Source organism: Pseudomonas sp. B21-015 (assembly GCF_024749285.1).
Classification (GTDB): Bacteria; Pseudomonadota; Gammaproteobacteria; order Pseudomonadales; family Pseudomonadaceae; genus Aquipseudomonas.
Genome location: NZ_CP087196.1, coordinates 991175 through 1013118 on the forward strand (window position 1 = coordinate 991175; position 21944 = coordinate 1013118).

20 protein-coding genes, 4 tRNA genes and 1 pseudogene are annotated in these 21944 nt (G+C 59.1%); 15 read left to right on the forward strand and 10 right to left on the reverse strand.

From position 1 onward, the window contains the following. The first annotated feature begins 84 nt into the window (after positions 1–84). From LOY38_RS04565 to thiO, 7 genes and pseudogenes are all read left to right on the forward strand, one after another. Positions 85–558: a GspH/FimT family pseudopilin gene (locus LOY38_RS04565; protein ID WP_258699010.1), complete on the forward strand. Its 474-nt coding sequence runs from the start codon at positions 85–87 to the stop codon at positions 556–558. After that, positions 555–1004: a type IV pilus modification protein PilV gene (pilV, locus tag LOY38_RS04570; RefSeq protein WP_258699011.1), complete on the forward strand. Its 450-nt coding sequence runs from the start codon at positions 555–557 to the stop codon at positions 1002–1004. The genes LOY38_RS04565 and pilV overlap by 4 nt, the downstream gene beginning before the upstream one ends. After that, positions 1001–1714 carry a PilW family protein gene (locus tag LOY38_RS04575; protein ID WP_258699012.1) on the forward strand — a complete coding sequence of 238 codons (714 nt, stop codon included), beginning with the start codon at positions 1001–1003 and terminating at the stop codon, positions 1712–1714. Before pilV ends, LOY38_RS04575 begins: the two co-directional genes overlap by 4 nt. Before the next feature lie 11 nt (positions 1715–1725). After that, entirely contained in the window at positions 1726–2205 is a 480-nt protein-coding gene (locus LOY38_RS04580) for a PilX N-terminal domain-containing pilus assembly protein (RefSeq protein WP_258699013.1), read from the forward strand. Next, positions 2192–5307: pseudogene (locus tag LOY38_RS04585) on the forward strand (pilus assembly protein). Before LOY38_RS04580 ends, LOY38_RS04585 begins: the two are co-directional and overlap by 14 nt. A gap of 13 nt (positions 5308–5320) precedes the next feature. Beyond that, positions 5321–5722 carry a type IV pilin protein gene (locus tag LOY38_RS04590; protein ID WP_258699014.1) on the forward strand — a complete coding sequence of 134 codons (402 nt, stop codon included), beginning with the start codon at positions 5321–5323 and terminating at the stop codon, positions 5720–5722. A gap of 56 nt (positions 5723–5778) precedes the next feature. Then, positions 5779–6879, forward strand: coding sequence for a glycine oxidase ThiO (gene thiO, locus LOY38_RS04595; protein WP_258699015.1), 1101 nt, complete (start codon positions 5779–5781; stop codon positions 6877–6879). Positions 6880–7007: 128 nt separating this feature from the next. Here thiO and LOY38_RS04600 read toward each other — a convergent pair whose 3' ends face one another. The 4 genes from LOY38_RS04600 to LOY38_RS04615 form a co-directional block, all read right to left on the reverse strand. After that, the gene (locus LOY38_RS04600; RefSeq protein WP_258699016.1) at positions 7008–8354 is read right to left on the reverse strand and encodes a sigma-54 dependent transcriptional regulator; all 1347 of its coding nucleotides are present in this window, start codon (positions 8352–8354) and stop codon (positions 7008–7010) included. Then, positions 8351–9940: a PAS domain-containing sensor histidine kinase gene (locus LOY38_RS04605; protein WP_258700653.1), complete on the reverse strand. Its 1590-nt coding sequence runs from the start codon at positions 9938–9940 to the stop codon at positions 8351–8353. The genes LOY38_RS04600 and LOY38_RS04605 overlap by 4 nt, the downstream gene beginning before the upstream one ends. Then, the gene (locus LOY38_RS04610; protein WP_258699017.1) at positions 9930–10163 is read right to left on the reverse strand and encodes a PP0621 family protein; all 234 of its coding nucleotides are present in this window, start codon (positions 10161–10163) and stop codon (positions 9930–9932) included. The genes LOY38_RS04605 and LOY38_RS04610 overlap by 11 nt, the downstream gene beginning before the upstream one ends. A 136-nt stretch (positions 10164–10299) precedes the next feature. Further along, on the reverse strand, positions 10300–11316 hold the full coding sequence (locus LOY38_RS04615; RefSeq protein ID WP_258699018.1) for an outer membrane protein assembly factor BamD: 1017 nt from the start codon (positions 11314–11316) through the stop codon (positions 10300–10302). Positions 11317–11467: 151 nt separating this feature from the next. Between LOY38_RS04615 and rluD the strand changes: the two genes are divergently transcribed. The 7 genes from rluD to LOY38_RS04650 all read left to right on the forward strand — a co-directional run bounded on the left by rluD (position 11468) and on the right by LOY38_RS04650 (position 16559). Then, on the forward strand, positions 11468–12430 hold the full coding sequence (gene rluD, locus LOY38_RS04620) for a 23S rRNA pseudouridine(1911/1915/1917) synthase RluD (RefSeq protein WP_007901932.1): 963 nt from the start codon (positions 11468–11470) through the stop codon (positions 12428–12430). Further along, positions 12427–13152 (forward strand): peptidoglycan editing factor PgeF, encoded by a 726-nt coding sequence (gene pgeF, locus LOY38_RS04625; protein ID WP_258699019.1) that lies wholly within the window; start codon positions 12427–12429, stop codon positions 13150–13152. The genes rluD and pgeF overlap by 4 nt, the downstream gene beginning before the upstream one ends. Before the next feature lie 129 nt (positions 13153–13281). Continuing rightward, positions 13282–15846 (forward strand): ATP-dependent chaperone ClpB, encoded by a 2565-nt coding sequence (gene clpB, locus LOY38_RS04630; protein WP_258699020.1) that lies wholly within the window; start codon positions 13282–13284, stop codon positions 15844–15846. 299 nt (positions 15847–16145) lie between these two features. Then, positions 16146–16221 (forward strand) — tRNA-Asn (locus tag LOY38_RS04635). 9 nt (positions 16222–16230) lie between these two features. Then, positions 16231–16307, forward strand: a tRNA-Pro gene (locus LOY38_RS04640). 5 nt (positions 16308–16312) lie between these two features. After that, positions 16313–16388: transfer RNA gene (locus LOY38_RS04645), tRNA-Lys, on the forward strand. 94 nt (positions 16389–16482) lie between these two features. Beyond that, positions 16483–16559, forward strand: a tRNA-Pro gene (locus tag LOY38_RS04650). Positions 16560–16665: 106 nt separating this feature from the next. Here the strand turns inward: LOY38_RS04650 and LOY38_RS04655 are convergent. The 4 genes from LOY38_RS04655 to LOY38_RS04670 form a co-directional block, all read right to left on the reverse strand. Then, on the reverse strand, positions 16666–17067 hold the full coding sequence (locus LOY38_RS04655; RefSeq protein ID WP_258699021.1) for an EF-hand domain-containing protein: 402 nt from the start codon (positions 17065–17067) through the stop codon (positions 16666–16668). Between the two features lie 340 nt (positions 17068–17407). Continuing rightward, a complete protein-coding gene (locus LOY38_RS04660) occupies positions 17408–18706 on the reverse strand; it encodes an NAD(P)/FAD-dependent oxidoreductase (RefSeq protein WP_258699022.1) in 1299 nt (432 codons plus the stop codon). Positions 18707–18766: 60 nt separating this feature from the next. Continuing rightward, positions 18767–18940, reverse strand: a complete 174-nt coding sequence (locus tag LOY38_RS04665) for a DUF3094 domain-containing protein (protein ID WP_007938396.1) — start codon at positions 18938–18940, stop codon at positions 18767–18769. A 143-nt stretch (positions 18941–19083) separates the two neighbouring features. After that, complete coding sequence (locus LOY38_RS04670) at positions 19084–19710, reverse strand: DUF1780 domain-containing protein (RefSeq protein ID WP_123357369.1); 627 nt, start codon at positions 19708–19710, stop codon at positions 19084–19086. A 129-nt stretch (positions 19711–19839) separates the two neighbouring features. Here LOY38_RS04670 and LOY38_RS04675 point away from each other — a divergent pair, with 129 nt between their 5' ends. Further along, entirely contained in the window at positions 19840–20307 is a 468-nt protein-coding gene (locus LOY38_RS04675; RefSeq protein ID WP_258699023.1) for an FAD/FMN-containing dehydrogenase, read from the forward strand. Between the two features lie 11 nt (positions 20308–20318). Here LOY38_RS04675 and LOY38_RS04680 read toward each other — a convergent pair whose 3' ends face one another. Together LOY38_RS04680 and LOY38_RS04685 are read right to left on the reverse strand one after the other, a co-directional pair. Continuing rightward, entirely contained in the window at positions 20319–20765 is a 447-nt protein-coding gene (locus LOY38_RS04680) for a potassium channel family protein (protein ID WP_258699024.1), read from the reverse strand. Positions 20766–20787: 22 nt separating this feature from the next. Then, entirely contained in the window at positions 20788–21888 is a 1101-nt protein-coding gene (locus LOY38_RS04685) for an AI-2E family transporter (RefSeq protein WP_258699025.1), read from the reverse strand. Positions 21889–21944 lie beyond the last annotated feature (56 nt).

Below are 21944 nucleotides of genomic sequence, written 5' to 3' on the forward strand. Positions count from 1 at the left end.
GTAATGGCAAAACAACCGTACATCCCTCGGTCGAATGTTCTAGCGTGTAGAAGCAGGTATAGCCGACGGCAACGGAGCGCACCGATGGATCATCGTACAAAAGGTTTCACGCTGATCGAGTTGCTGATCACGCTCGCGGTGTTTCTGATCCTGATCACCTTGGCCGTTCCGGCGTTCACCCGCTCGGTGCAAAGCAACAAGGCCGACACCGAGATCGGCGACTTGCAACGGGCACTCAATTACGCACGGCTTGAGGCGATTGATCGGGGCCTCACCACTCGGGTTCGCCCGACGGCTGGCGGCAGTGTCTGGACCGGCGGGCTGAGCGTTTATGACGGTACAGGCAACCCGGCCAATGTATTGCGGGTTGTTCCAGCGATGAGCAGCGGTGCAACTCTGACGCTAACCTCAGGAGTGACCGCTATTGATTTCAACAATCTGGGCGGTTTGTCGGCGCCGTCCACGGCAGTCGTGATCAGTTATGTACTGGGGGCACAGAACAGGACGCTGAATGTGTGTTTGAACGGACGAATTCTACTGGGTGGAAGTTGCGGATGAGGGGTTGGAGCAAGCGTGCACAGGAGGGCATGACGCTGATCGAGGTATTGGTCGCGTTGCTGGTTCTGGCTGTGGGGTTGTTGGGCGCGGCGGCGATTCAGCTCAATGCGCTGAAGTACACCGACAGCTCGCGGATGACCAGTCAGGCGAGTTTTATCGCCTACGACATGATGGACCGCATTCGCGCCAACTCCGGCGCCGATTACACCGTCACGCCCCCGACCTCGGGCAACCTGAGCGTGGCCCGGGATCAGGACCTCTACGACTTCACCACCAATATCGTCAATTTCGGCGGCGCCACGGCGACCGGTAGCATCGCCCGGAACCAGCGGGTGTACACCATCACCATTACCTGGGATGACTCGCGAGCTGCGAATACCGCCGACTCGCGCCGCAGTTTCGTCCTCACCAGTCGCGCCACCGCTGATCCGGCGACGACACCATGACCAGAACCAGCAAAGGTTTCGGCCTGATCGAATTACTGATCGCCCTGGCGTTGAGCCTGATCGTGGTCCTGGGCGTGGCACAGATTTTCATCGCCGCGAAAAACACCTACGTCAGCCAGAACACCGCTGCCGGGATGCAGGAAGATGCGCGGTTCGTCCTGAGCAAGATGATTCAGGAAATCCGCATGGTCGGCATGTTCGGTTGCCTGGGTACGATTACCGATGCCAGCTCGGCGGGGGATTTCAACGCCGCCCAGATCACGCCGATCAGTTGGGACAATGCCAACCTCAAATTGACCCTGGTCACCGCGGATGTCGGCGGCAGTGGCGGGGTTCCGACCTGGACGGTGGTTTCCGACTGCCGTAATACAGCGACAGCCTACACCGGTGTACGTACGCCGGCATCGGGGCAGTTGGCGATTCCGATCCGGCGGCTGGTCTACAGCTTCAGCAACAACCAACTGCTGATGGGCACCGGCACCGGCACGCCAACGCAGCAGGTATTGGTGAACAATGTCAGTGCGTTTGGCGTGAGCTTCGGCCTCGCCAGTTCGGCCACCGATACGTCCGCTTCCAGCTACAGCGGCAACCCGTCCGATCCGGCGCGAATCCGCAGCGTGCGGCTCACGCTGACCCTCACCGACCCGAACAACCGGGTACGCAATCAAACCTTCAACGTGGTTGCCACTTTGCGCAACCGGTTGCCATGAGAGGAGGGCCGATGAGTATTTCTCCCGTGACCCCTCACGCCCAGCGCGGCATGGCGCTGTTGGTCAGCCTGGTGTTTCTTCTGGTATTGACGTTGATCGGCCTTTCGTCGATGCAGAGCGCTACGCTGCAGGAAAAAATGGCCGGTAGCGTGACCCTGCGCAACCAATCGTTTCAGGGCGCGGAAGCGGCGTTGCGCGTCGGCGAAAGTGCGGTGCAACTGAATAGCTATTCATTGCCGGTCTGCAGTGGCACCAGCCAATGCGCGCCGCCGGCCGAGGCGTCGGTCATCACCGTCGCCGGGTTCAATTCCTCCTCGGGGGTGACCTGGATCGCCTCCGGCAGCGGCTTTTACGGGGTGCAGAACATCGGCACCACCCTGACCGCCGTGAACGTGCCGAGCAACACGTCGGCAACGCTGTACCGGGTGACCGCCGTGGGCATCACGGGCAGCTCGCGCAGTGTGGTGGAGAGTATTTATGCGAAATATTGAGGCGCGTACAGGCAGGCGCCGTTGGTTGTTGCAGCTGTTCTGCGGCGCTGCGATGAGCCTTTATCTGGCCGCGCCGACTTACGCCTTCACGCCCTCGGATTCGCCGCTGTTGAACGCCGCCGCCGTGGCCCCCAATGTGATGCTGTTACTCGACGACTCGGGGAGTATGAACAACATTATCTGGGCAGCCGGCTTCGACCCGACGGTCGCACGCACCCCGGTGACTATTTGCCTCTCGAATGGTACGTGCCTGAAAGGCCGCGACCTGGACATGACCGATGACAATATTTCCTTGTCGAGTTTGACTCGAGGAACATGTTCGAAAGGATGGTACGGTTTTTATAACAGCAGCTTTCTCGGTCTGGATTCACTCTGTCTGAAGCTTCCCGATCCGGTGGGGGGGAGGACACTCGTTATACGGCGAATTACTTGTCCTACCTGATAAGCCTGGCGAACCGTTCCGACCGGGACTTCACCGATGGCTCGATCCCCAGTGATTACCGGATGAATGTGGCGCGCAACGTGTCCAAGGCGTTGGTGACCGGCAACCGCTCGCTGCGCATCGGCCTGTCGACGTTCAACCTGGCGGTCGGTAAGCATAAGAATGACGGCGGTTACATCGCCCGTTCGGTCAGCGATTTGTCGGCGGTCAGCGGCACCGTGACCCAGGCTCAGGCCAATACCAACTACAACGCACTGATCGCCGCGATCGACGAACTGAGCGCAGAGGCCAACACGCCGCTAGCTGAAGCCTATTACGAGATCACTCGCTATTTTCGTGGCATGGCGCCATACAACAACTCGACGCCCTCCACCTATACCAGTCCGATTCAGTACCGTTGCCAGAAAAATTACGGTGTGGTGATCACCGATGGTCTGCCGACCTTCGACCGAACCTTCCCGACGAGCGATCCGTTGGGCGGTATCCGGTTACCCAATTGGGACGGGGTGAACGATGATGGCCCGAATCTCAATGGCGACGGCGAGGGTGACACCCTATACCTGGATGACATCGCCAAGTTCGCCTTTGACATTGACATGCGCTCGACCGGCACCGACGCCGCTGGCAAAAGCTGGAACGCGGTGGATTTTCCCAAGCAGAACATGAATACCTATACCGTAGGTTTCGCCATCGCTAACGATATGTTGTCTGATGCCGCCAGCTACGGGCAGGGCAGGTATTACCAGGCAAGCGACAGCACCGGGCTCAACAGCGCACTGTCTGCAGCCCTGAGCGACATCACTTCCAAGGCCGGCTCAGGTGGCAGTGGCGTAGCCAGCGGCACAGCCCTGACCAGCAACTCGAGCTACTTCCAGACCAGCTACGATCCCAAGGACTGGCGGGGCACCATCAAGTCCTTTGGCTTCACATCGGCGGGTGCGGTTAACACGGCTGCGGTGCTGTGGACGACCGATACCACCATTGTGCCCGGTGCTACCGCGCCGACCTACCAATCCTGGAATACCCAGACCAACGCTGCTGTCACCCTGGCCTACAGCAACTTCTCCCCGACCCAGCAGGCATCCCTCAATCAGGGACTGCCCGTCGGCATCACCGGCAGCGATCTGGTGGAGTGGAGCAAAGGCATCAACAAAACCGGGTTGAAAGTGCGCAGCGTATTGCTCGGCGACATCATCAATTCGCCACTCGTGCTGGCCGCGCCCACGGACCAAACCGCGTCCGATCTGGTGGGTGACACCGCCTACAGCACCTACCTGACCACCAAAGCCGCCAACATGAATGCCAGCCTGGTGGTGAACGCCAACGATGGTTTTGTAAACGTCATCAACTCGACCAACGGTGCCAGACGTTACGCCTATATGCCCTCCAGTGTGTTGCCATCATTGCGCTACATCGCTGATCCCACTTACATCAACGGTGTGAGCCACAAGTTTCTGGTCGACGGCCCGGTCGGCGTGTTCGATGCCCAGCTCAACAACGCCTGGAAAACCCTGGCGATTGGCGGAACGGGGGCGGGCGGCAAAACCTTCTATGCACTGCAATTGTTCGATGCATCAGCCGGTAACGAGACTAAAGCGCTGTGGGAAATCAGTGCGCCGGCCACGGCCAGTACGGCGAACGTTTTCAATGATCTGGGTTATGCCTATGCGCGCCCCGAAGTGGCACGCTTGGCCGATGGTCGCTGGGCCGCGTTTATCTCCAACGGTTATGGCAGCAACTCCGGGGTGGCAGCGCTGTATGTGGTGGATATCCGCGACGGCTCGCTGATCAAGAAAATCGTGGTCGACAGTACCGAAACCACCAACGGCCTGTCGTCGGTGAAGCTCAGGGTCAACTCGCAGAATGTGGTACAGGCTGCCTATGGGGGCGACTTGAAAGGGCGGTTGTGGAAGTTCGATTTGAGTGGCACCACCCCCGACACCTGGGGCGTGGCGTTTTCCGGCAAGCCGTTGTTCACCTCCGCAGGCGGCACGACCCAGCCAATTACCGCACAACCGTTGCTGGCCGATCACCCATCCGGCGGCAAGGAAGTGTTTTTCGGCACCGGCAAGCTCAATGAAGTCGCCGACAAGACCAACAAGGATCTACAGGCGTTCTACGCGGTATGGGATGCCGAGGGTGGCACGGGGCAAATCACCACTTCCAGCCTGCAGGCGCAGGCGGTGACCGGGGTGTTTACGGGCAGCACCGGGCAATTCATCACCACCAGCCAGAACGAGGTGACCTACCCGGCAAAGAAAGGCTGGTACTTGCCGCTGGTATACAACAACGTTTTGACGGGGGAGCGGGTGATCAATCAGGCCAGTCTGGTCTCGGGGCGCATCGTTTTTACCACGGCCAGTCTGGACACGACGGACCCCTGTACCGGCTTCGGCACCGGCAAACTGGTCGAACTCGATGCGTTCAGCGGTAAGATGCTCAATTACGCAGTGCTCGACACCAATGCCGATGGGGTGGTCGACAGCACTGACACGATTTCCAGCGGGGTGATCTTCACCGGTGGTATCCCGACCCTGAACGCGGTCGTCAATGACGCAACCCGCAAGATTGTGAACGACTCCGGTGGTGGCGTGACCACTCTGGTGGAAAAATCCGGTGGCGGCAGCGGCCGTCGCATCATGTGGCGACAAATACAGTAAGTGAGAGTGAGGCATGCGCAGATCCAACCGAGGTTTTACCCTGATTGAAATCATGATCGTGATAGCGATCATCGGGATCGTCATCACCATTGGCTATCCGAGCCTCACCGAGTATGTAAAAAAGGGTCGCCGTACTGAAGTGGCCGGTCTGCTTTCCGAACAGGCGCAGATTCTGGAGCGTTTCTATTCGAAGAATAATGTCTACACCAATGCCACCGGTCTGAGCGCCGGCAATGATTTCTATACCATCACCCCGACCCTGACCGATCAGACCTTCCTGCTGACGGCAACACGCAAAGCCGGTTCGACCATGGCGAGCGATAAGTGTGGTGATTTCACCCTCACCAATACCGGAGTCAGAAGCATGGTCAATGCAACGTCCGGCCTGACCACCAAGGATTGCTGGGGGCGCTGAGTTTATTTTTCGGGCGCCCTTTGCGCCCTCTGTCTATTGAACGGTTGGATCAGAACATGAGCAGGCAACAGCAAGTGGTGATTGTCGGTGGCGGGGTGATTGGCCTGCTGACGGCGTTCAATCTCGCGTCCGAAGTACAGAGCGTCGTGCTTCTGGACCGCTCAAGTGTCGGTCAGGAATCCTCCTGGGCCGGTGGCGGGATCGTCTCGCCGCTCTACCCGTGGCGCTACAGCCCGGCAGTTACTGCGTTGGCTCATTGGTCCCAGGATTTTTATCCACAGCTGGCGGAACGCCTGTTCACCGCCACTGGTGTCGATCCTGAAGTGCACACCACCGGGTTGTACTGGCTGGACCTGGATGACGAGGCCGAAGCGCTCGCCTGGGCCAAACGGGAAAATCGTCCGCTGCGGGCTGTGGATATCTCTGCGGCACACGATGCGGTGCCGGTATTGGGCGCTGGTTTTTTGCGGGCGATCTACATGGCTGATGTCGCCAATGTGCGTAATCCACGGCTGGTGAAGTCCCTCAAGGCGGCTTTGTTGGCGCTGCCGAACGTGACAATTCATGAGCAGTGCGAGGTCAGCGGGTTTATCCGTGAAGGCGCTGCGGTGGTCGGGGTACAGACTTCGATAGGGGCCATTGCCGGTGATCAGGTGGTTTTGACGGCCGGGGCCTGGAGCGGTGACTTGCTGAAAAGCCTGGGCCTGGAGCTGCCGGTCGAGCCGGTCAAAGGCCAGATGATTCTCTACAAGTGCGCGGCGGACTTTCTTCCGAGCATGGTCCTGGCCAAAGGGCGTTATGCCATTCCTCGGCGTGACGGGCACATTCTGATCGGCAGTACGCTGGAACATGAAGGCTTCGACAAGACACCGACCGAAACGGCGCTGGAAAGCCTGAAGGCATCGGCGGTGGAGTTGATTCCGGCGCTGGCGGATGCCGAGGTGGTGGGGCATTGGGCCGGGTTGCGGCCGGGGTCGCCGGAAGGGATTCCCTATATCGGTCGGGTGCCGGGGTTTGACGGGCTCTGGCTCAACTGCGGGCATTACCGCAATGGGTTGGTGCTGGCGCCGGCGTCGTGTCAGCTGTTTGCGGATGTGATGCTGGGGCGGGCGCCGATTATCGACCCTGCGCCGTATGCGCCGGCCGGGCGAATCTGACCGGGGAATCTGTGTTGTCTTTCAGATTGTCTTCGCGAGCAAGCCCGCTCCCACTTTTTATCTCTGCTGTGCACAAGTAATACGTCCACAAAAGATCCAATGTGTGGGGCTTGCTCGCGAAGAGGCCTTCAATCCAAACCCAATTTTTTGAGCCTGTAACGCATCGATCGAAACGACAAATTCAACCGCTGAGCCGCCGCTGTGCGATTCCAGCGGGTTTCCTCGAGAGCCTGGAGGATCAGTTTGCGTTCGACATTTTCCAGATAGGCTTCCAGGTTGTCGATTTGTGTCAGGTCCGGCACGTCGCCGTCCGGGTTGCAGTTGCCTTCGGTCAGTCGCAGGTCGCTGGCTTCGATCTGTTTGTTCTCGCACAAGGTGTGGGCCCGCTCAAGCATGTTCTCCAATTCCCGCACGTTTCCTGGAAAACGATAGCTTTTCAGTGCATCGAGAGCTTGCGGGTGGAGTTTTGCGGCGGGTTGGCCGGTGCCGGTCGCCAATCGTCTGAGTACATGGCTGGCCAGGAGCTCAATGTCGTCGCGGCGTTCGCGCAAGGGCGGCACCCGAAGCTCGATCACATTGAGTCGGTAGTACAAATCCTGGCGAAAGCGTTCGGCGGTGACCTCGGCACCGAGGTCTTTGTGGGTGGCGCAGAGGATGCGCACATCGACCACGGTTTCTTGCTGCCCACCGATGCTGCGAACGGCTTTCTCCTGAATCGCCCGCAGCAGTTTGACCTGCATCGCCAGCGGCAGGTCAGCCACTTCGTCGAGGAACAATGTGCCGCCATGAGCGGCCTGGAACAGTCCGGGTTTGTCTTCGATGGCGCCGCTGAAACTGCCTTTGCGATGGCCGAAAAATTCGCTTTCCATCAACTCCGACGGGATCGCTCCACAGTTCACCGGGACGAACGGTCGGGCGGCACGTGGGCCTTGGTCATGGATCAGGCGGGCGACCAACTCCTTGCCGCTGCCGGACTCGCCGCTGATGTACACCGGGGCCTGGCTGCGGGCCAGTTTGTCGATTTGTTTGCGCAGACTGCGCATGGGCAACGAGTCGCCCAGCAGGCGCCGATCGATGGCGGTGCAGGCGCCGCCCGGCGCGGGCAAGCGCAGGGCGCTGGTGACCAGTTCGCGCAGGCGGGTGAGGTCGACCGGTTTGGTCAGAAAGTCGAAGGCGCCCGCCTTGAGAGCGTTGATTGCCGTCTCCAGGCTGCCGTAGGCGGTGATCATTGCCACCGGCACTTGCGCATAACGCTGCTGGATGTGCTGCACCAGCGCCAGGCCTGTGCCGTCTGGCAGGCGCATGTCGGTGAGGCACAGATCAAACGTCTCCCGTGCCAGCAGCGCCTGTGCTTCCGCGAGGTTGCGTGCGCTGAAGGTGTCGAGTTTCATCCGTCCCAGGGTGATTTCCAGGAGTTCGCGGATATCGGGTTCATCGTCGACGATCAGGATTTTTTGCCGTGGGCTCGTGTTCAACTTTGTTTCCGTCCGTGAGCAAAGGTGATGCGAAAGCAGCCGCCGCCTTGGCGTGGTTTGAAGTCTAGGCGGGCCTGATTGCTTTCGCACAGCTCACGGGACAGATAAAGCCCCAGGCCGGTGCCCTGGCTGCTGGTGGTAAAGAACGGTTCGAACAAATGTGCACGCTGGTCCGACGCCACGCCGGGGCCATCGTCCAGGACTTCAAGGGTCGGCAACTGGCTGTCCGGGTCGATAAACAACTCGAGCCAGGCCTGTGCCTGATCGTGCTGCAGGGCGCTATGGCGCCAGGCGTTGCGCAATAGATTGTCGAGAACCTGGGTCAGCTGATTCGGATCCATCAGGGTTTTGAATTCTCCCGAACCGATGCGCAGGTGAATCTGCTGACGCTCGGTCGCCCCTTCGCGGGTTTCGGCGACGAAGTGCTCCAGCCACGGCTTCAAATCAAGCCGTTGTGGCATGGTTTGCTGGCGACGGGACAGTTGCAGGACGTTTTCGATTACCCGATTCATTCGCTGAGAGTGGTCTTGAATAATCTGTGTCAGACGCCGATCCGCGCCGTTCAGTTCCTCGGATTCCTCCAGTAACTGCGCGGCATGACTAATGGCGCCCAGTGGATTGCGGATCTCATGGGCAATAACGGCGGTCAGGCGACCGAGGGCGGCGAGTTTCAGTTGTTGGGCCTGTTGGGCGATTTGGGCGAGGTCTTCGAGAAAGACCAGCGTCTGGTGGTGCGGGCTTTGGTTCAGGGCAATGAAGCTTGGTTGCAGCTCCAGGCCATTACTGGCGATTTTCAGGCTTTGCGGGCGCAAAGTCGGATTGTTGAACCACAGTTGGAGGCGCTCGACCAACGGCTTCGAATAATCGTCGATCAACTGGCCATCCAGCTTTTCCTGCCCGAGCAAGGTCAAGGCACTGTGATTGGCCAGTTGCACCCGCCGTTGGTCGTCGAGCACCAGAATGCCTGTGCGCATGCGTTGCAGGATCAGTGCGTTGAGCGCTTCGAGGCCGAGTACTTCGCTGGCCCGCTGCTCCGCCAGGGTTTCGCTGACTTCCAGTCGTCGGATCAAGCCTTGCACCAGCAACGCCGCAGCAAAACACAGGGCGCCGAGGGTGCCTATTTGCAGGTAATCGCTGGGGTTGGTGGAGTGGCTGAAGCTCAGGATGAAGCTCAAACCGACGATGCCGAGGGCGCCGACCGCTGCGATCAGCAGGCCGATACGCCCGCGCAGCAGGGTATTGCTGATGGCCACCGACACGATCAGCAAATTGCCGATGGCGCTGGCCACGCCGCCTGCGGCGTAGAACAGGCCGCACAGCAGCAGGACATCGACCAGCGCCAGGCTGAGCAGCTGCGAGGGACGCCGGGTGTTCCCCAGAAAGACCACCAGCAGGATATTCAGTACCAGATACAACCAGCTGCCATTGCGCAGCAGGTCGTCATTGGCGAACTTCAGCAACTGGTTGTCCATGTTGCTGGAGATCAACAGCACCAGGGTGATGCCGATGCTTAAGCGGTAGAGGTGATAGAGGCGCAGCAATCGCTGGGCCTGTTTGTTGCCGGGACTGGGCGTCTCAGCGACCACTGGAGCCCGGGCCTTGCTCAAGGTGAGCCTGGCTGCAATACCACTGTTGTTCAAGTCTCAGCGCGCGGTCACGGGGCAGGTGTACGCCGCAATGAGCACAGCGAACCATGGGCGGAGCATCTTGCTCGCGCGGCGTATTGGCAACCGACGTCGAGCCCTTGAATTTGCGCCAGAACCATACCGCAGCGGCAATCAGGGCGATCCAGAACAATAGACGAAGCATGGTGAGCCGCTTTTTGATTAATGAATTGGCAGTTTAGCCAAGGACGGGTCAGGCGCACAGCGCAATACGCTCACCCTAAAGTCCGGCAATAAAAAAGGCGCCTCGAAAGGCACCTTCTCGGCATAACATCCCGGCGTCAGTCGAACAGGCCGAAGGTCATGTGACTGAACCAGGAGCGGTCGGTGTTACTGGACTCGGGTTCCGGTTCTTCGATCACATCGCCGTTTTCATCTTTAGGCTTGAGCTCGTTCGGAATCGAGTCCTTGGCATCCTGGAACTGCCTCTGCACGTCCTGGTTGGCGCGGGTTTGGCCCGGCGGCAGCGGCGGACGGGATTCGATCAGGCCCAGGGTGGCCTTGCTCAGCCACGAACGGTTGTCGGCTTCATCCCTCGATGGCACAAATTGACCGTCCACCAGGCTTGGGTGATTCGGATAGTTGAGCTTCAGGGTTTCGAGGCTGGTCGCGGCCAGTTCGTCCAGGTGCAGACGCTGGTAGGCTTCGGTCATCACCGCCAGGCCGTCACCGACCGAAGGGGTTTCCTGGAAGTTTTCCACTACGTAACGACCACGGTTCGCGGCGGCGACATAGGCCTGGCGGGTCAGGTAATAGTCGGCAACGTGAATCTCGTAGGAAGCCAGCAGGTTGCGCAGGTAGATCATGCGCTGCTTGGCATCCGGCGAGTAGCGGCTGTTCGGGAAGCGGCTGGTCAGCTGGGCGAACTCGTTGTAGGAGTCGCGAGCAGCGCCCGGGTCACGCTTGGTCATGTCCAGCGGCAGGAAGCGCGCCAGCAGGCCGACGTCCTGGTCGAAAGAGGTCAGGCCCTTGAGGTAGTAAGCGTAATCGACGTTCGGGTGCTGCGGGTGCAGACGAATGAAACGCTCGGCGGCGGACTTGGCAGCCTCAGGCTCGGTGTTCTTGTAGTTGGCGTAGATGAGCTCGAGTTGAGCCTGATCGGCGTAGCGACCGAACGGATAACGCGACTCCAGCGCCTTCAGCTTGGCTGTGGCGGCGGTGTAGCTATTGTTGTCCAGATCGTGCTGAGCCTGCTGGTACAGCTCGACTTCGCTCAGGTTTTCGTCTACGACTTCCTTCGATGAGCAAGCAGCGGTCAATGCGAGGATGGCGATCAGCAGCAGGTGTTTCACTTGCATGGCGGCTTGCGTCCCTATGACGGCCGCTGTCTTGGGCGGGGCCGTCCTGTTATGATGAGCGCCCCGTTGAAAAGCTCCGGGGCAAAAGACGCCGTATTTAACCACAAGCGCGCAGCCGAAACCAAAGGCTGTGCCGACGCCTAGTCTGAGCATGTCCGATAAAATTGAACTTCGCGCAGAGGTGCCGTCCGAATTGGGCGGCCAACGCCTCGATCAAGTCGCCGCACAATTATTCGCTGAGCACTCGCGCTCGCGCCTTTCCGCCTGGATCAAAGACGGCCGCCTGACTGTGGATGGGGCGGTTATCCGCCCGCGAGACATCGTTCACGGTGGCGCCATTCTTGAGCTGACTGCCGAGCAGGAAGCTCAAGGCGAATGGATCGCTCAAGACATCGAGCTGGACATCGTCTATGAAGACGACGACATCCTGGTGATCAACAAGCCTGCGGGCCTGGTGGTGCATCCGGCCGCCGGTCACGCCGATGGCACCTTGCTCAACGCCTTGCTGCACCACGTGCCGGACATCATCAATGTGCCCCGCGCCGGTATCGTGCATCGCCTGGACAAGGACACCACCGGTCTGATGGTGGTGGCCAAGACCATTCAAGCGCAGACGCAACTCGTCACGCAATTGCAGAGCCGCAGTGTCAGCCGGATCTACGAGTGCATCGTGATCGGTGTGGTGACGGCCGGCGGCAAGATCAACGCGCCGATCGGTCGCCACGGTCAGCAACGCCAGCGCATGGCCGTGATGGAAGGTGGCAAGCAAGCCGTCAGCCATTACCGCGTGCTCGAGCGTTTCCGCTCCCACACTCACGTGCGGGTGAAGCTGGAAACCGGTCGTACGCACCAGATTCGCGTGCACATGGCGCACATCAACTACCCGCTGGTCGGAGATCCTGCCTATGGCGGTCGTTTCCGTATTCCGCCGGCCGCCAGTGTGACCATGGTCGAATCCCTGAAGAATTTCCCGCGTCAGGCGCTGCATGCGCGGTTCCTGGAGCTGGATCATCCGACTACCGGTAAACGCATGAGCTGGGAATCGCCACTGCCCGACGACTTCGTCTGGTTGCTGTCGCTGCTCAAGCAAGACCGCGAGGCGTTCATCGGATGAGTGACTGGCTGATTCCCGACTGGCCTGCGCCTGCCGGGGTGAAAGCCTGCGTCACCACCCGTGCGGGCGGCGTCAGTCTGGCGCCGTTCGACAGCCTCAACCTCGGCGATCATGTCGACGACAGCCCCGAAGCCGTCGCCGAGAACCGCCGTCGCCTCACCGATCATTTCTCTATTCAACCGGCCTGGTTAAAGCAGGTTCACGGCATTGTCGTGGCCCATGCCGACCCAAGCCAGGTAGCCACTGCCGACGCCAGCTGGACGTCAACACCCGGTATCGCCTGCGCGGCAATGACCGCGGATTGTCTGCCAGCGCTGTTCTGCGACCGTGCCGGCACCCGCGTTGCCGCCGCCCATGCCGGTTGGCGCGGGTTGGCGGCGGGTGTGCTGGAAGCGACCCTCGACAGTCTGGCCGTGCCACCCGCCGAAGTGCTGGTCTGGCTCGGCCCGGCCATTGGCCCACAAGCCTTTGAAGTCGGCCCGGAGGTGCGCGAAACCTTCGTCCAGCAATTGCCTGAAGCCGCCAAAGCCTTTGTGCCGAGCCAGAATGCCGGCAAGTTCATGGCCGACATCTATGAGCTGGCGCGTTTGCGTCTGGCCGCTCGCGGTGTAACGGCTGTCTACGGCGGTGGGTTCTGCACCGTGACCGATCCACGTTTCTTTTCTTACCGCCGCAGTCCACGCACCGGCCGGTTTGCCTCTTTAGTCTGGATCGAACGCTAGACTTCTCTGATCTACATCAACTGTACGACGCTTGAATCTTCCAGAATCGACCACATCTAGTGAGGTATCCGGCAGGCTTCTTCATTCAGGATGTTTATAGGTCCGGCCTGCTCAAAAGGAAGGTGACCCATGCGTATAGACCGTTTAACCAGCAAGTTGCAGTTAGCCTTGTCCGACGCTCAATCCCTGGCCGTCGGTCTGGACCATCCGGCCATTGAGCCGGCGCATTTGATGCAGGCCATGCTTGAACAACAGGGTGGTTCGATCAAACCCCTGCTGATGCAGGTGGGTTTCGACGTCAACAGCTTGCGTAAAGAACTGACCAAAGCGCTCGATCAACTGCCGAAAATCCAGAACCCGACCGGCGACGTGAATATGTCGCAGGATTTGGCGCGCCTGCTCAATCAGGCCGATCGCCTGGCCCAGCAGAAGGGCGACCAATTCATCTCCAGTGAGTTGGTTCTGCTCGCCGCCATGGATGAGAACAGCAAGCTGGGCAAGTTGCTGCTTGGTCAGGGCGTGAGCAAAAAAGCTCTGGAAAACGCGATCAATAACCTGCGCGGCGGTGAGGCAGTCAATGACGCCAACCACGAAGAGTCGCGTCAGGCGCTGGATAAATACACCATCGACCTGACCAAGCGTGCTGAAGAGGGCAAGCTCGATCCGGTGATCGGTCGTGACGACGAAATTCGCCGCACCATTCAGGTTCTGCAACGCCGTACCAAGAACAACCCGGTGCTGATCGGTGAGCCTGGCGTGGGTAAAACCGCCATTGCCGAAGGCCTGGCTCAGCGCATCATCAACGGTGAAGTGCCGGATGGCCTGAGAGGCAAGCGTCTGCTGTCTCTGGACATGGGGGCACTGATTGCCGGCGCCAAGTACCGCGGCGAGTTCGAAGAACGCCTCAAGTCCCTGCTCAACGAACTGTCGAAGCAGGAAGGGCAGATCATTCTGTTCATCGACGAATTGCACACCATGGTCGGTGCGGGCAAGGGCGAAGGCTCAATGGATGCCGGCAACATGCTCAAACCGGCATTGGCTCGCGGTGAGTTGCACTGCGTCGGCGCGACCACGCTCAACGAGTATCGCCAATATATAGAGAAGGACGCGGCCCTCGAACGGCGCTTCCAGAAAGTCCTGGTGGACGAGCCGAGCGAAGAAGACACCATCGCCATCCTGCGTGGCCTGAAAGAGCGTTACGAGGTTCACCACAAGGTAGCGATCACCGACGGCGCAATCATCGCCGCGGCCAAGCTCAGTCATCGCTACATCACTGACCGCCAGCTGCCGGACAAGGCCATCGACCTGATCGACGAAGCCGCCAGCCGCATCCGCATGGAAATCGATTCCAAACCGGAAGTGCTGGACCGTCTGGAGCGTCGCCTGATTCAGCTGAAGGTGGAATCCCAGGCGCTGAAGAAAGAAAGCGACGAAGCGGCGATAAAACGTCTGGAAAAACTGCAGGAAGAAATCGTTCGTCACGAGCGTGAGTATTCGGACCTCGAAGAAATCTGGAACTCGGAAAAAGCCGAAGTCCAGGGTTCGGCACAGATCCAGCAGAAAATCGAACAGTCCCGTCAGGAACTGGAAGCCGCGCGCCGTAAAGGCGACCTGAACCGCATGGCCGAGCTGCAATACGGGGTGATCCCGGACCTGGAGCGCAGCCTGCAAATGGTCGACCAGCACGGCAAAAGCGAAAACCAGTTGCTGCGCAGCAAGGTGACTGAAGAAGAGATCGCTGAAGTCGTGTCGAAGTGGACCGGCATCCCCGTGGCGAAAATGCTCGAGGGCGAGCGCGACAAACTGATGAAGATGGAAAGCCTGTTGCACCAGCGTGTAATCGGTCAGGACGAAGCGGTGATCGCCGTCTCCAACGCCGTGCGACGTTCCCGTGCCGGGTTGTCCGATCCGAATCGCCCGAGCGGTTCTTTCATGTTCCTCGGCCCGACCGGTGTCGGTAAAACCGAGTTGTGCAAGGCGCTGGCCGAGTTCCTGTTCGATACCGAAGAGGCAATGGTGCGGATCGACATGTCCGAGTTCATGGAGAAACATTCTGTGGCTCGTCTGATCGGCGCGCCACCAGGCTACGTGGGCTATGAGGAGGGCGGTTACCTGACCGAGGCGGTGCGTCGCAAGCCTTACTCGGTGATCCTCCTGGATGAGGTCGAGAAGGCCCACCCGGACGTGTTCAACATCCTGCTGCAAGTGCTGGAAGATGGTCGCTTGACCGATAGCCATGGCCGCACGGTAGATTTCAAAAATACCGTGATTGTCATGACCTCCAACCTGGGCTCGGTACAGATCCAGGAGCTGGTGGGTGATCGCGAAGCGCAGCGGGCAGCGGTGATGGATGCGATTTCCACGCACTTCCGCCCGGAGTTCATCAACCGGGTCGACGAAGTGGTGATCTTCGAGCCGCTGGCTCGGGATCAGATCGCCGGTATTACCGAGATCCAGTTGGGTCGCCTGCGTAGCCGCCTGACCGAGCGCGAGCTGAAGCTTGAGCTGAGCCCGGAAGCAATGGATAAGCTGATCGCCGTCGGTTACGACCCGGTCTATGGCGCACGGCCGCTCAAACGGGCGATCCAGCGCTGGATCGAGAACCCGCTGGCACAGCTGATTCTATCGGGTCGTTTCATGCCCGGAGAGACCGCCAAAGGTGTGGTGGAGAACGACGAAATCGTCTTTGTCTGATCCCCAGTGGCAACAAAATGAAAGAGGCCTCGCATTGCGAGGCCTTTTTTTCGATAGGCTGTTGAACTCAAAGGAAAATGCTTGTAAAGTGCGCCCCGCAGTAAGTCACCCCGAGAGGGTTTCTGCTCCCCAAGCAGGAATCTGAAATAAGTTGCAAATCATTAACTTGAAAGCAATTTAGGGGGTTGACAGAGGTGCTTAAGATTGTAGAATAGCGCGCCTCGGACACACGAACGCAGCGATGCGAACGGGTAGAAGAGGTGAAGTAAGCTTCACAGTTGTAAATTGAAATATGTAGTTCCGTGATAGCTCAGTCGGTAGAGCAAATGACTGTTAATCATTGGGTCCCAGGTTCGAGTCCTGGTCACGGAGCCAATTTCAAACCGGGGTATAGCGCAGTCCGGTAGCGCGCCTGCTTTGGGAGCAGGATGTCAGGAGTTCGAATCCCCTTACCCCGACCATTTTTGGGTCGTTAGCTCAGTTGGTAGAGCAGTTGGCTTTTAACCAATTGGTCGTAGGTTCGAATCCCACACGACCCACCATTTTTGAAACCAGTTAACGCTGGAATCGAATCTTAAGATCAGATGCCAAAAGCTCTGTTCGCAGAAGGCGCCTTTAAAGGGTACCTTTTTTTACCGGGGTATAGCGCAGTCCGGTAGCGCGCCTGCTTTGGGAGCAGGATGTCAGGAGTTCGAATCCCCTTACCCCGACCATATTAAAAATCCTCGTATCGAAAGATACGGGGATTTTTTTTGCTCGCTGTAAATGCAAAAAAGCCCTGCTTCTCGATGGAGAAGCAGGGCTTGGGCCTTCAGAGGCTTAGCTATTGTCTTTCAGGTGCTCGAACAAACCCTTCGGCATTTTTTTGCCATTGGTTTCGTAGTTGGCTTTCACGTTATCAAAAGCCTCTTGTTCGTCGATTTGGCCGTCATGGTTGGTGTCGATCTTGTCGAAGTCGGCCTTGGGCGCCACTTTCAGGAATTCCGCACGGGATACCTTGCCGTCGTCATCGGTGTCGGTCTTGGCCATCGAGGCATCGCCGCACTTGCCTTCGCCACATTTACCTTCCGGCGCCTTCACGACCTGTTCGGCGGAGGCCAGCAGATAGCCTTGAGTCAGCGGCTGCGAAGCGAATACGGAACCGGACAACATCATGCCACCGGCCAGGACTGCACCAAGCAGACCTACAGTGTTTTTGCCGAGAGTAGTGGTACGGGACATTACAAATCTCCTGGGTTGCACGACACAACCGCTCGATAAAGGACGCCACGTGAGTGCGGCAATGGCCGAAGCAGGCAGTGCCTTGCTTCGGGTGTGGCCATTTAGCGGGCGTGGTGTATCGCTACTGTGTCGCGCAAGGGGGGCTTTGTAAGCGAAGGGATGGAATCGACGGGGGAGATACAGTGAGACACAGAAGTGTTCGCAGATTGGACCTAGGCGCCTGCATCGCGGGCAAGCCACGCTCCCACAGGTTATCTGTCGACCATGGGATCTGGGTCCGACACATAACCTGTGGGAGCGTGGCTTGCCCGCGAAGAGGCCCTAAACAACGCCGAAGATCTTAATGCAGCTTCAGCCGCGGCTCAGTCCCGCGGCCAATCTTGCTGCCCAGCATCAACATCGCCGTGCGGAACGCGCCATACAGCGCCATCTGGTGCATGCGGTACAGCGACACATAGAACATCCGCGCCAGCCAGCCTTCGAGCATCACGCTGCCGGTCAGGTTGCCCATCAAGTTACCCACAGCCGAAAAGCGCGACAGCGAGATCAGCGAGCCGTAATCGGTGTATTTGTATTCCGGGAGGGACTTGCCTTCGATCCGCAGTTTCAGCGATTTGGCCAGCAACGACGCCTGCTGATGCGCCGCCTGGGCGCGCGGCGGTACATTGCGATCGGTGCCCGGTTGTGGGCAGGCCGCGCAGTCACCGAAGGCGAAGATGTTCTCGTCGCGGGTGGTTTGCAGAGTCGGCAGCACTTGCAGCTGGTTGATGCGGTTGGTTTCCAGGCCATCGATGTCCTTGAGGAAACCCGGTGCACGAATCCCGGCGGCCCAGACTTTCAGGCTGGCGTTGATCACTTGGCCATCGGCGGTAATCAGGCTGTCTGCCGTGACTTCGCTGACCGCGGCATTGGTCATGACGTTGACCCCGAGTTTCTCCAGGGTTTTATGCACAGGCCCGCCGATCCGTTCCGGCAGGGCTGGCAGTACCCGTGGTCCGGCTTCGATCAGGGTGATGTGCATGTTTTCCGGTTTGATTCGGTCCAGGCCATAGGCCGCGAGTTCATGGGCGGCGTTGTGCAGTTCTGCCGCCAGTTCGACCCCGGTGGCCCCGGCGCCGACGATGGCTACGCTGATCTGTTCGACCTTGTCGGTCTGCCCGGCGTGGGCACGCAGGTAGTGATTGAGCAGTTGCTGATGGAAGCGCTCGGCCTGTTTGCGGGTGTCGAGGAACAAGCAGTGTTGCGCCGCGCCTTGAGTCCCGAAGTCGTTGGTGGTGCTGCCGACGGCAATCACCAGCGAGTCGTAAGGCACTTCCCGCGCCGGTACCAGTTCCAGGCCAGCCTCGTCGTAGGTGGCAGCCAGCTGGATTTTCTTCTGCGCGCGATCGAGCCCGCTCATGCGCCCCAGCTGGAACTCGAAGTGGTTCCATTTTGCCTGGGCAACATAGTTGAGTTCGTCTTCGGAAGAGTTCAGGGAGCCTGCCGCCACTTCGTGCAACAGCGGTTTCCAGATATGGGTCAGGTTCGCGTCGACCAGCATCACACTGGCCGTGCCGCGCTTGCCCAGAGTCTTACCCAGACGGGTAGCCAACTCCAGACCGCCGGCGCCGCCGCCAACGATGACAATACGATGAGTCATGGGGATATCTCGCAAGGCTAAAAGAAATCGGTGCAGTCAACCGAGCGAGCGCAAGGCAGCTCATAGCGTCAGGTAACTGATAAGTCGGCTCAACAGGCCTAGACCAATGGTCACTGCCAGCACCACCACCAGGAGCATCCACGGCCGGAAAGGCCGGCGCTCGACTTGGTGCTGGGACAGGTGCAGGTACTCTTCGACATGCTTCTGGTCGTCGGGGTTCAGGCGGCTGGTCATATTGGGCCTCGTCAGGTAGACGTTGCTGAATGTGCAGACGTTACAGTGGTTTGTCTGCAAGCGTTGAACGGTGCATGTGACGCTTTTGTAACATTCGGCCAGTGATTGCGCCATCTTGTGCATGCCGGTATCTGTGGCGGGACTCACAGGCTGATCCCGACGTCGAAGACGATGCTGCGACCCAGGTTGCTGCGCAGGAAATCCGGGGCATCCGGGTGCGCGAACAACACTCGGGCGAAGGTCGGGCCGACCAGCGACAACGAACGCCAGCCCTGGCGCAGGTACTCGGTGGGCGGTGGAAAGTGGCTGTTGAGGTCCAACACTTCGCGCTTGAGGCTGGCGAAGGCGATGATGTCCAGCTCCCCCAGGTCCATGCCGCGTTCTTTGTAGTTGTGGGCTTTTTTGCGCAAGGTCGGCGCCAGTCTCAGCAGAAACTCATTGGCCGGGATGCGCCGGGGCTTGGCCTCGCGGCGCACCAGCTGGCTCAGGGAAAACGCGCTGCGCCGGCGTTGCAGCTCATCACGCCATTCGTCGTTGAGGCGCCGGCCCTCGTCGAGCACGAAGAACACCTCGAAATTCGCGTCGCGAAACAGCACGTCCGGCGGCTCCCCGGCGGGGGCAAACTCGTCGGCGCGATAGGGAATGTTCAGGCCTTGGAGCAGGCGCTGGCAAACCCAACGCTCACGCTCCCATTTGCGGGCATTGGAGAGGAACGTGTTGGCTTGCTCGGCCGCGATGGTCAGCAGGCGTAAATAATCTGAGTCATCCATAGGCCCAAGCTTAGCGTTCATTTGCGACAAGCAGAAAGCGTGAAATGGTAAACGGAGGCACTGAGCACTCGGAACGGGCGGTGTAGACTGATAGCCATTACGCATATGCGCTCGAACGAGGAGTAGAACGTGAAATATTGGCCGGTGTTATTGCTCAGTCTTCTGCCTCTTTGGGCCCAGGCGCTGGAGGTTGGCGAGCGCCTGGCGCCGTGGACCTTACTTGATCAGTTCGATCAGGCCTTCACATTCGATAATCAGACTCAGACGCTGCTGGTGGCGCGCAGCATGGACGCCGCAAAATTGGTCGACGCCGCTCTGCAGGGCCAGCCCAAGGGCTACCTGGAAGCTCGGCACGCGGTATTTGTCGCGGACATCCAGCGCATGCCTCGACTGATCGCGAAGATGTTTGCAGTACCGGCTATGCGCGATTATCCCTATCGAGTGATGCTTGACCGTGATGGTCGCGTGGCGCCGCGTTACCCCGGGTCCGTGGATAAAGTGCTGTGGCTGCAGCTCAAGGACGGTCAATTGGTGGGGAAGCACGAATACGCCACGGCGGCACAATTGCGTGAGGCGCTGGAGAAGGCCCGGCCATGATCGGCGCATGCCTATGGGCGTTCACGCTGCCGTAGCCTGTCCATGTTGTGCTTTATGACATCCATCACCGCAGCGGTCATCACCGCGGTGGAGACACCAAACATCAGGATTCCGTTGGCGGCCTCCAATGGGCCAAGCAGACGCCAGCGAGAGGACATGATGATGTCGCCGTAGCCCAGCGTCGCGAAGTTGACCGCCGAGTGATACAGCGCGGTGGCGAATTCGTCGAATTCGTTGAGCAGCATGAACAGCGCGGCCCAGATGGCGATCTGCACGAAATTACTGAACAGCATCAGCAGCATGACCATCGACAACAACAGGATATTCAGCCATTGCGTTTCAGGCGGTCGGGAATGCCTGAAATGCACGTATTGACGCAGGCACATAGTCACGAAAATGGCCTGCATTATCAGGCAGAAGAACATTACGGGAAGACCGGCCAGTAGATTCAACAGCATGGGAATATCCTCTGCCGCCGTGTCAGGTCTGTTCCTGGTCGTCTGGCCCGGGATCTTGCACTTGATCCACCCATTCCCAGAACAACTGATAGCCGACCGCGAGTATCACCGGGCCGATAAACAGTCCGAGGATACCGCCCGTGACCATGCCGCCCAAGGCACCGATCAGCACCACAGGCATCGGTACATCGACACCCCGACCCAGCAGCAGCGGTTTGAGGACGTTATCGACCAATCCTGCGACGAAGACATAGATGGCAAACACAATGGTCGCCGTACTGGCACCTTCGCTCATGAAAACAAAGACGATGACCGGAAGGGTAATCAGGGTCGCCGGTAACTGCATGATGCCAAGCAGCAGTACCGCCAAGGCGAGAAGTCCGGCGCCGGGGACGCCCATGAACACAAAACCGATGCCCACCAACAGCATCTGGATGAAGGCGATGCCGACAACCCCTAACGCCACTGCCCGGATGGTGGCGGTGCACAGATCGGCGATTTTCGGCCCGTTGATCGGACCGCTGAAGCGCGTAACGATTCGCACCGCGCTGCGGTGGCCGCCTTCTCCATACGCTAAAAAAATACCGGCAATAATCAGGGCGACGATGAATAAAAGGAGCCCCATGCTGACACCCGCAAGCTTGCTCAGCAGGGAGAGGCTGACACCTTTGATCTGCGGTATGAACTTCTGAGCCAGATGGGGCAGGTCAGTGGCGGCTTGTGTCCATAAGTTATAAAGAGATTCTCCCACCAGTGGCCAACTGGCGATCGTGGCGGACGGCGGCGGAATATGGAAACTGTCGGTTTTGACCATGGTCATGACCCTTTCCACGGATTCCGCAAGCGAGGCTCCCAACAAATAGACAGGCACCATAAGAATACTGATGACGATCAATACGATCAGCGTCGCGGTGATCCCGTCCTTGTTTCCCAGTTTGCCTCTGAATTTGACTTGCAAGGGGTAGAGGGTGATTGCCAGGATCACCGACCACAGCATCAGATCGAGGAACGGGCTGAATATCTGGAAGCAGAACATCACCAGAACAGTAATCACTCCGGCACGAATCAGTACATCGAGCAGGTCTCGGGAAAAAACCTTTTCGAGAGTGGGTATGGGAACCATTGATTACCTCCTGTAGAGAGTGGCAAAGGCATGCGTTCGGTAAGCCGCGGGTGAGC

Excerpts from the sequence above, each read along its gene's own strand:
- LOY38_RS04565 (WP_258699010.1), top strand. The coding sequence starts at position 85 with ATGGATCATCGTACAAAAGGTTTCACGCTGATCGAGTTGCTGATCACG.
- pilV (WP_258699011.1), top strand. The coding sequence starts at position 555 with ATGAGGGGTTGGAGCAAGCGTGCACAGGAGGGCATGACGCTGATCGAG.
- LOY38_RS04575 (WP_258699012.1), top strand. The coding sequence starts at position 1,001 with ATGACCAGAACCAGCAAAGGTTTCGGCCTGATCGAATTACTGATCGCC.
- LOY38_RS04580 (WP_258699013.1), top strand. The coding sequence starts at position 1,726 with ATGAGTATTTCTCCCGTGACCCCTCACGCCCAGCGCGGCATGGCGCTG.
- LOY38_RS04590 (WP_258699014.1), top strand. The coding sequence starts at position 5,321 with ATGCGCAGATCCAACCGAGGTTTTACCCTGATTGAAATCATGATCGTG.
- thiO (WP_258699015.1), top strand. The coding sequence starts at position 5,779 with ATGAGCAGGCAACAGCAAGTGGTGATTGTCGGTGGCGGGGTGATTGGC.
- LOY38_RS04610 (WP_258699017.1), bottom strand. The coding sequence starts at position 10,163 with ATGCTTCGTCTATTGTTCTGGATCGCCCTGATTGCCGCTGCGGTATGG.
- LOY38_RS04615 (WP_258699018.1), bottom strand. The coding sequence starts at position 11,316 with ATGCAAGTGAAACACCTGCTGCTGATCGCCATCCTCGCATTGACCGCT.
- rluD (WP_007901932.1), top strand. The coding sequence starts at position 11,468 with ATGTCCGATAAAATTGAACTTCGCGCAGAGGTGCCGTCCGAATTGGGC.
- pgeF (WP_258699019.1), top strand. The coding sequence starts at position 12,427 with ATGAGTGACTGGCTGATTCCCGACTGGCCTGCGCCTGCCGGGGTGAAA.
- clpB (WP_258699020.1), top strand. The coding sequence starts at position 13,282 with ATGCGTATAGACCGTTTAACCAGCAAGTTGCAGTTAGCCTTGTCCGAC.
- LOY38_RS04655 (WP_258699021.1), bottom strand. The coding sequence starts at position 17,067 with ATGTCCCGTACCACTACTCTCGGCAAAAACACTGTAGGTCTGCTTGGT.
- LOY38_RS04660 (WP_258699022.1), bottom strand. The coding sequence starts at position 18,706 with ATGACTCATCGTATTGTCATCGTTGGCGGCGGCGCCGGCGGTCTGGAG.
- LOY38_RS04665 (WP_007938396.1), bottom strand. The coding sequence starts at position 18,940 with ATGACCAGCCGCCTGAACCCCGACGACCAGAAGCATGTCGAAGAGTAC.
- LOY38_RS04670 (WP_123357369.1), bottom strand. The coding sequence starts at position 19,710 with ATGGATGACTCAGATTATTTACGCCTGCTGACCATCGCGGCCGAGCAA.
- LOY38_RS04680 (WP_258699024.1), bottom strand. The coding sequence starts at position 20,765 with ATGCTGTTGAATCTACTGGCCGGTCTTCCCGTAATGTTCTTCTGCCTG.
- LOY38_RS04685 (WP_258699025.1), bottom strand. The coding sequence starts at position 21,888 with ATGGTTCCCATACCCACTCTCGAAAAGGTTTTTTCCCGAGACCTGCTC.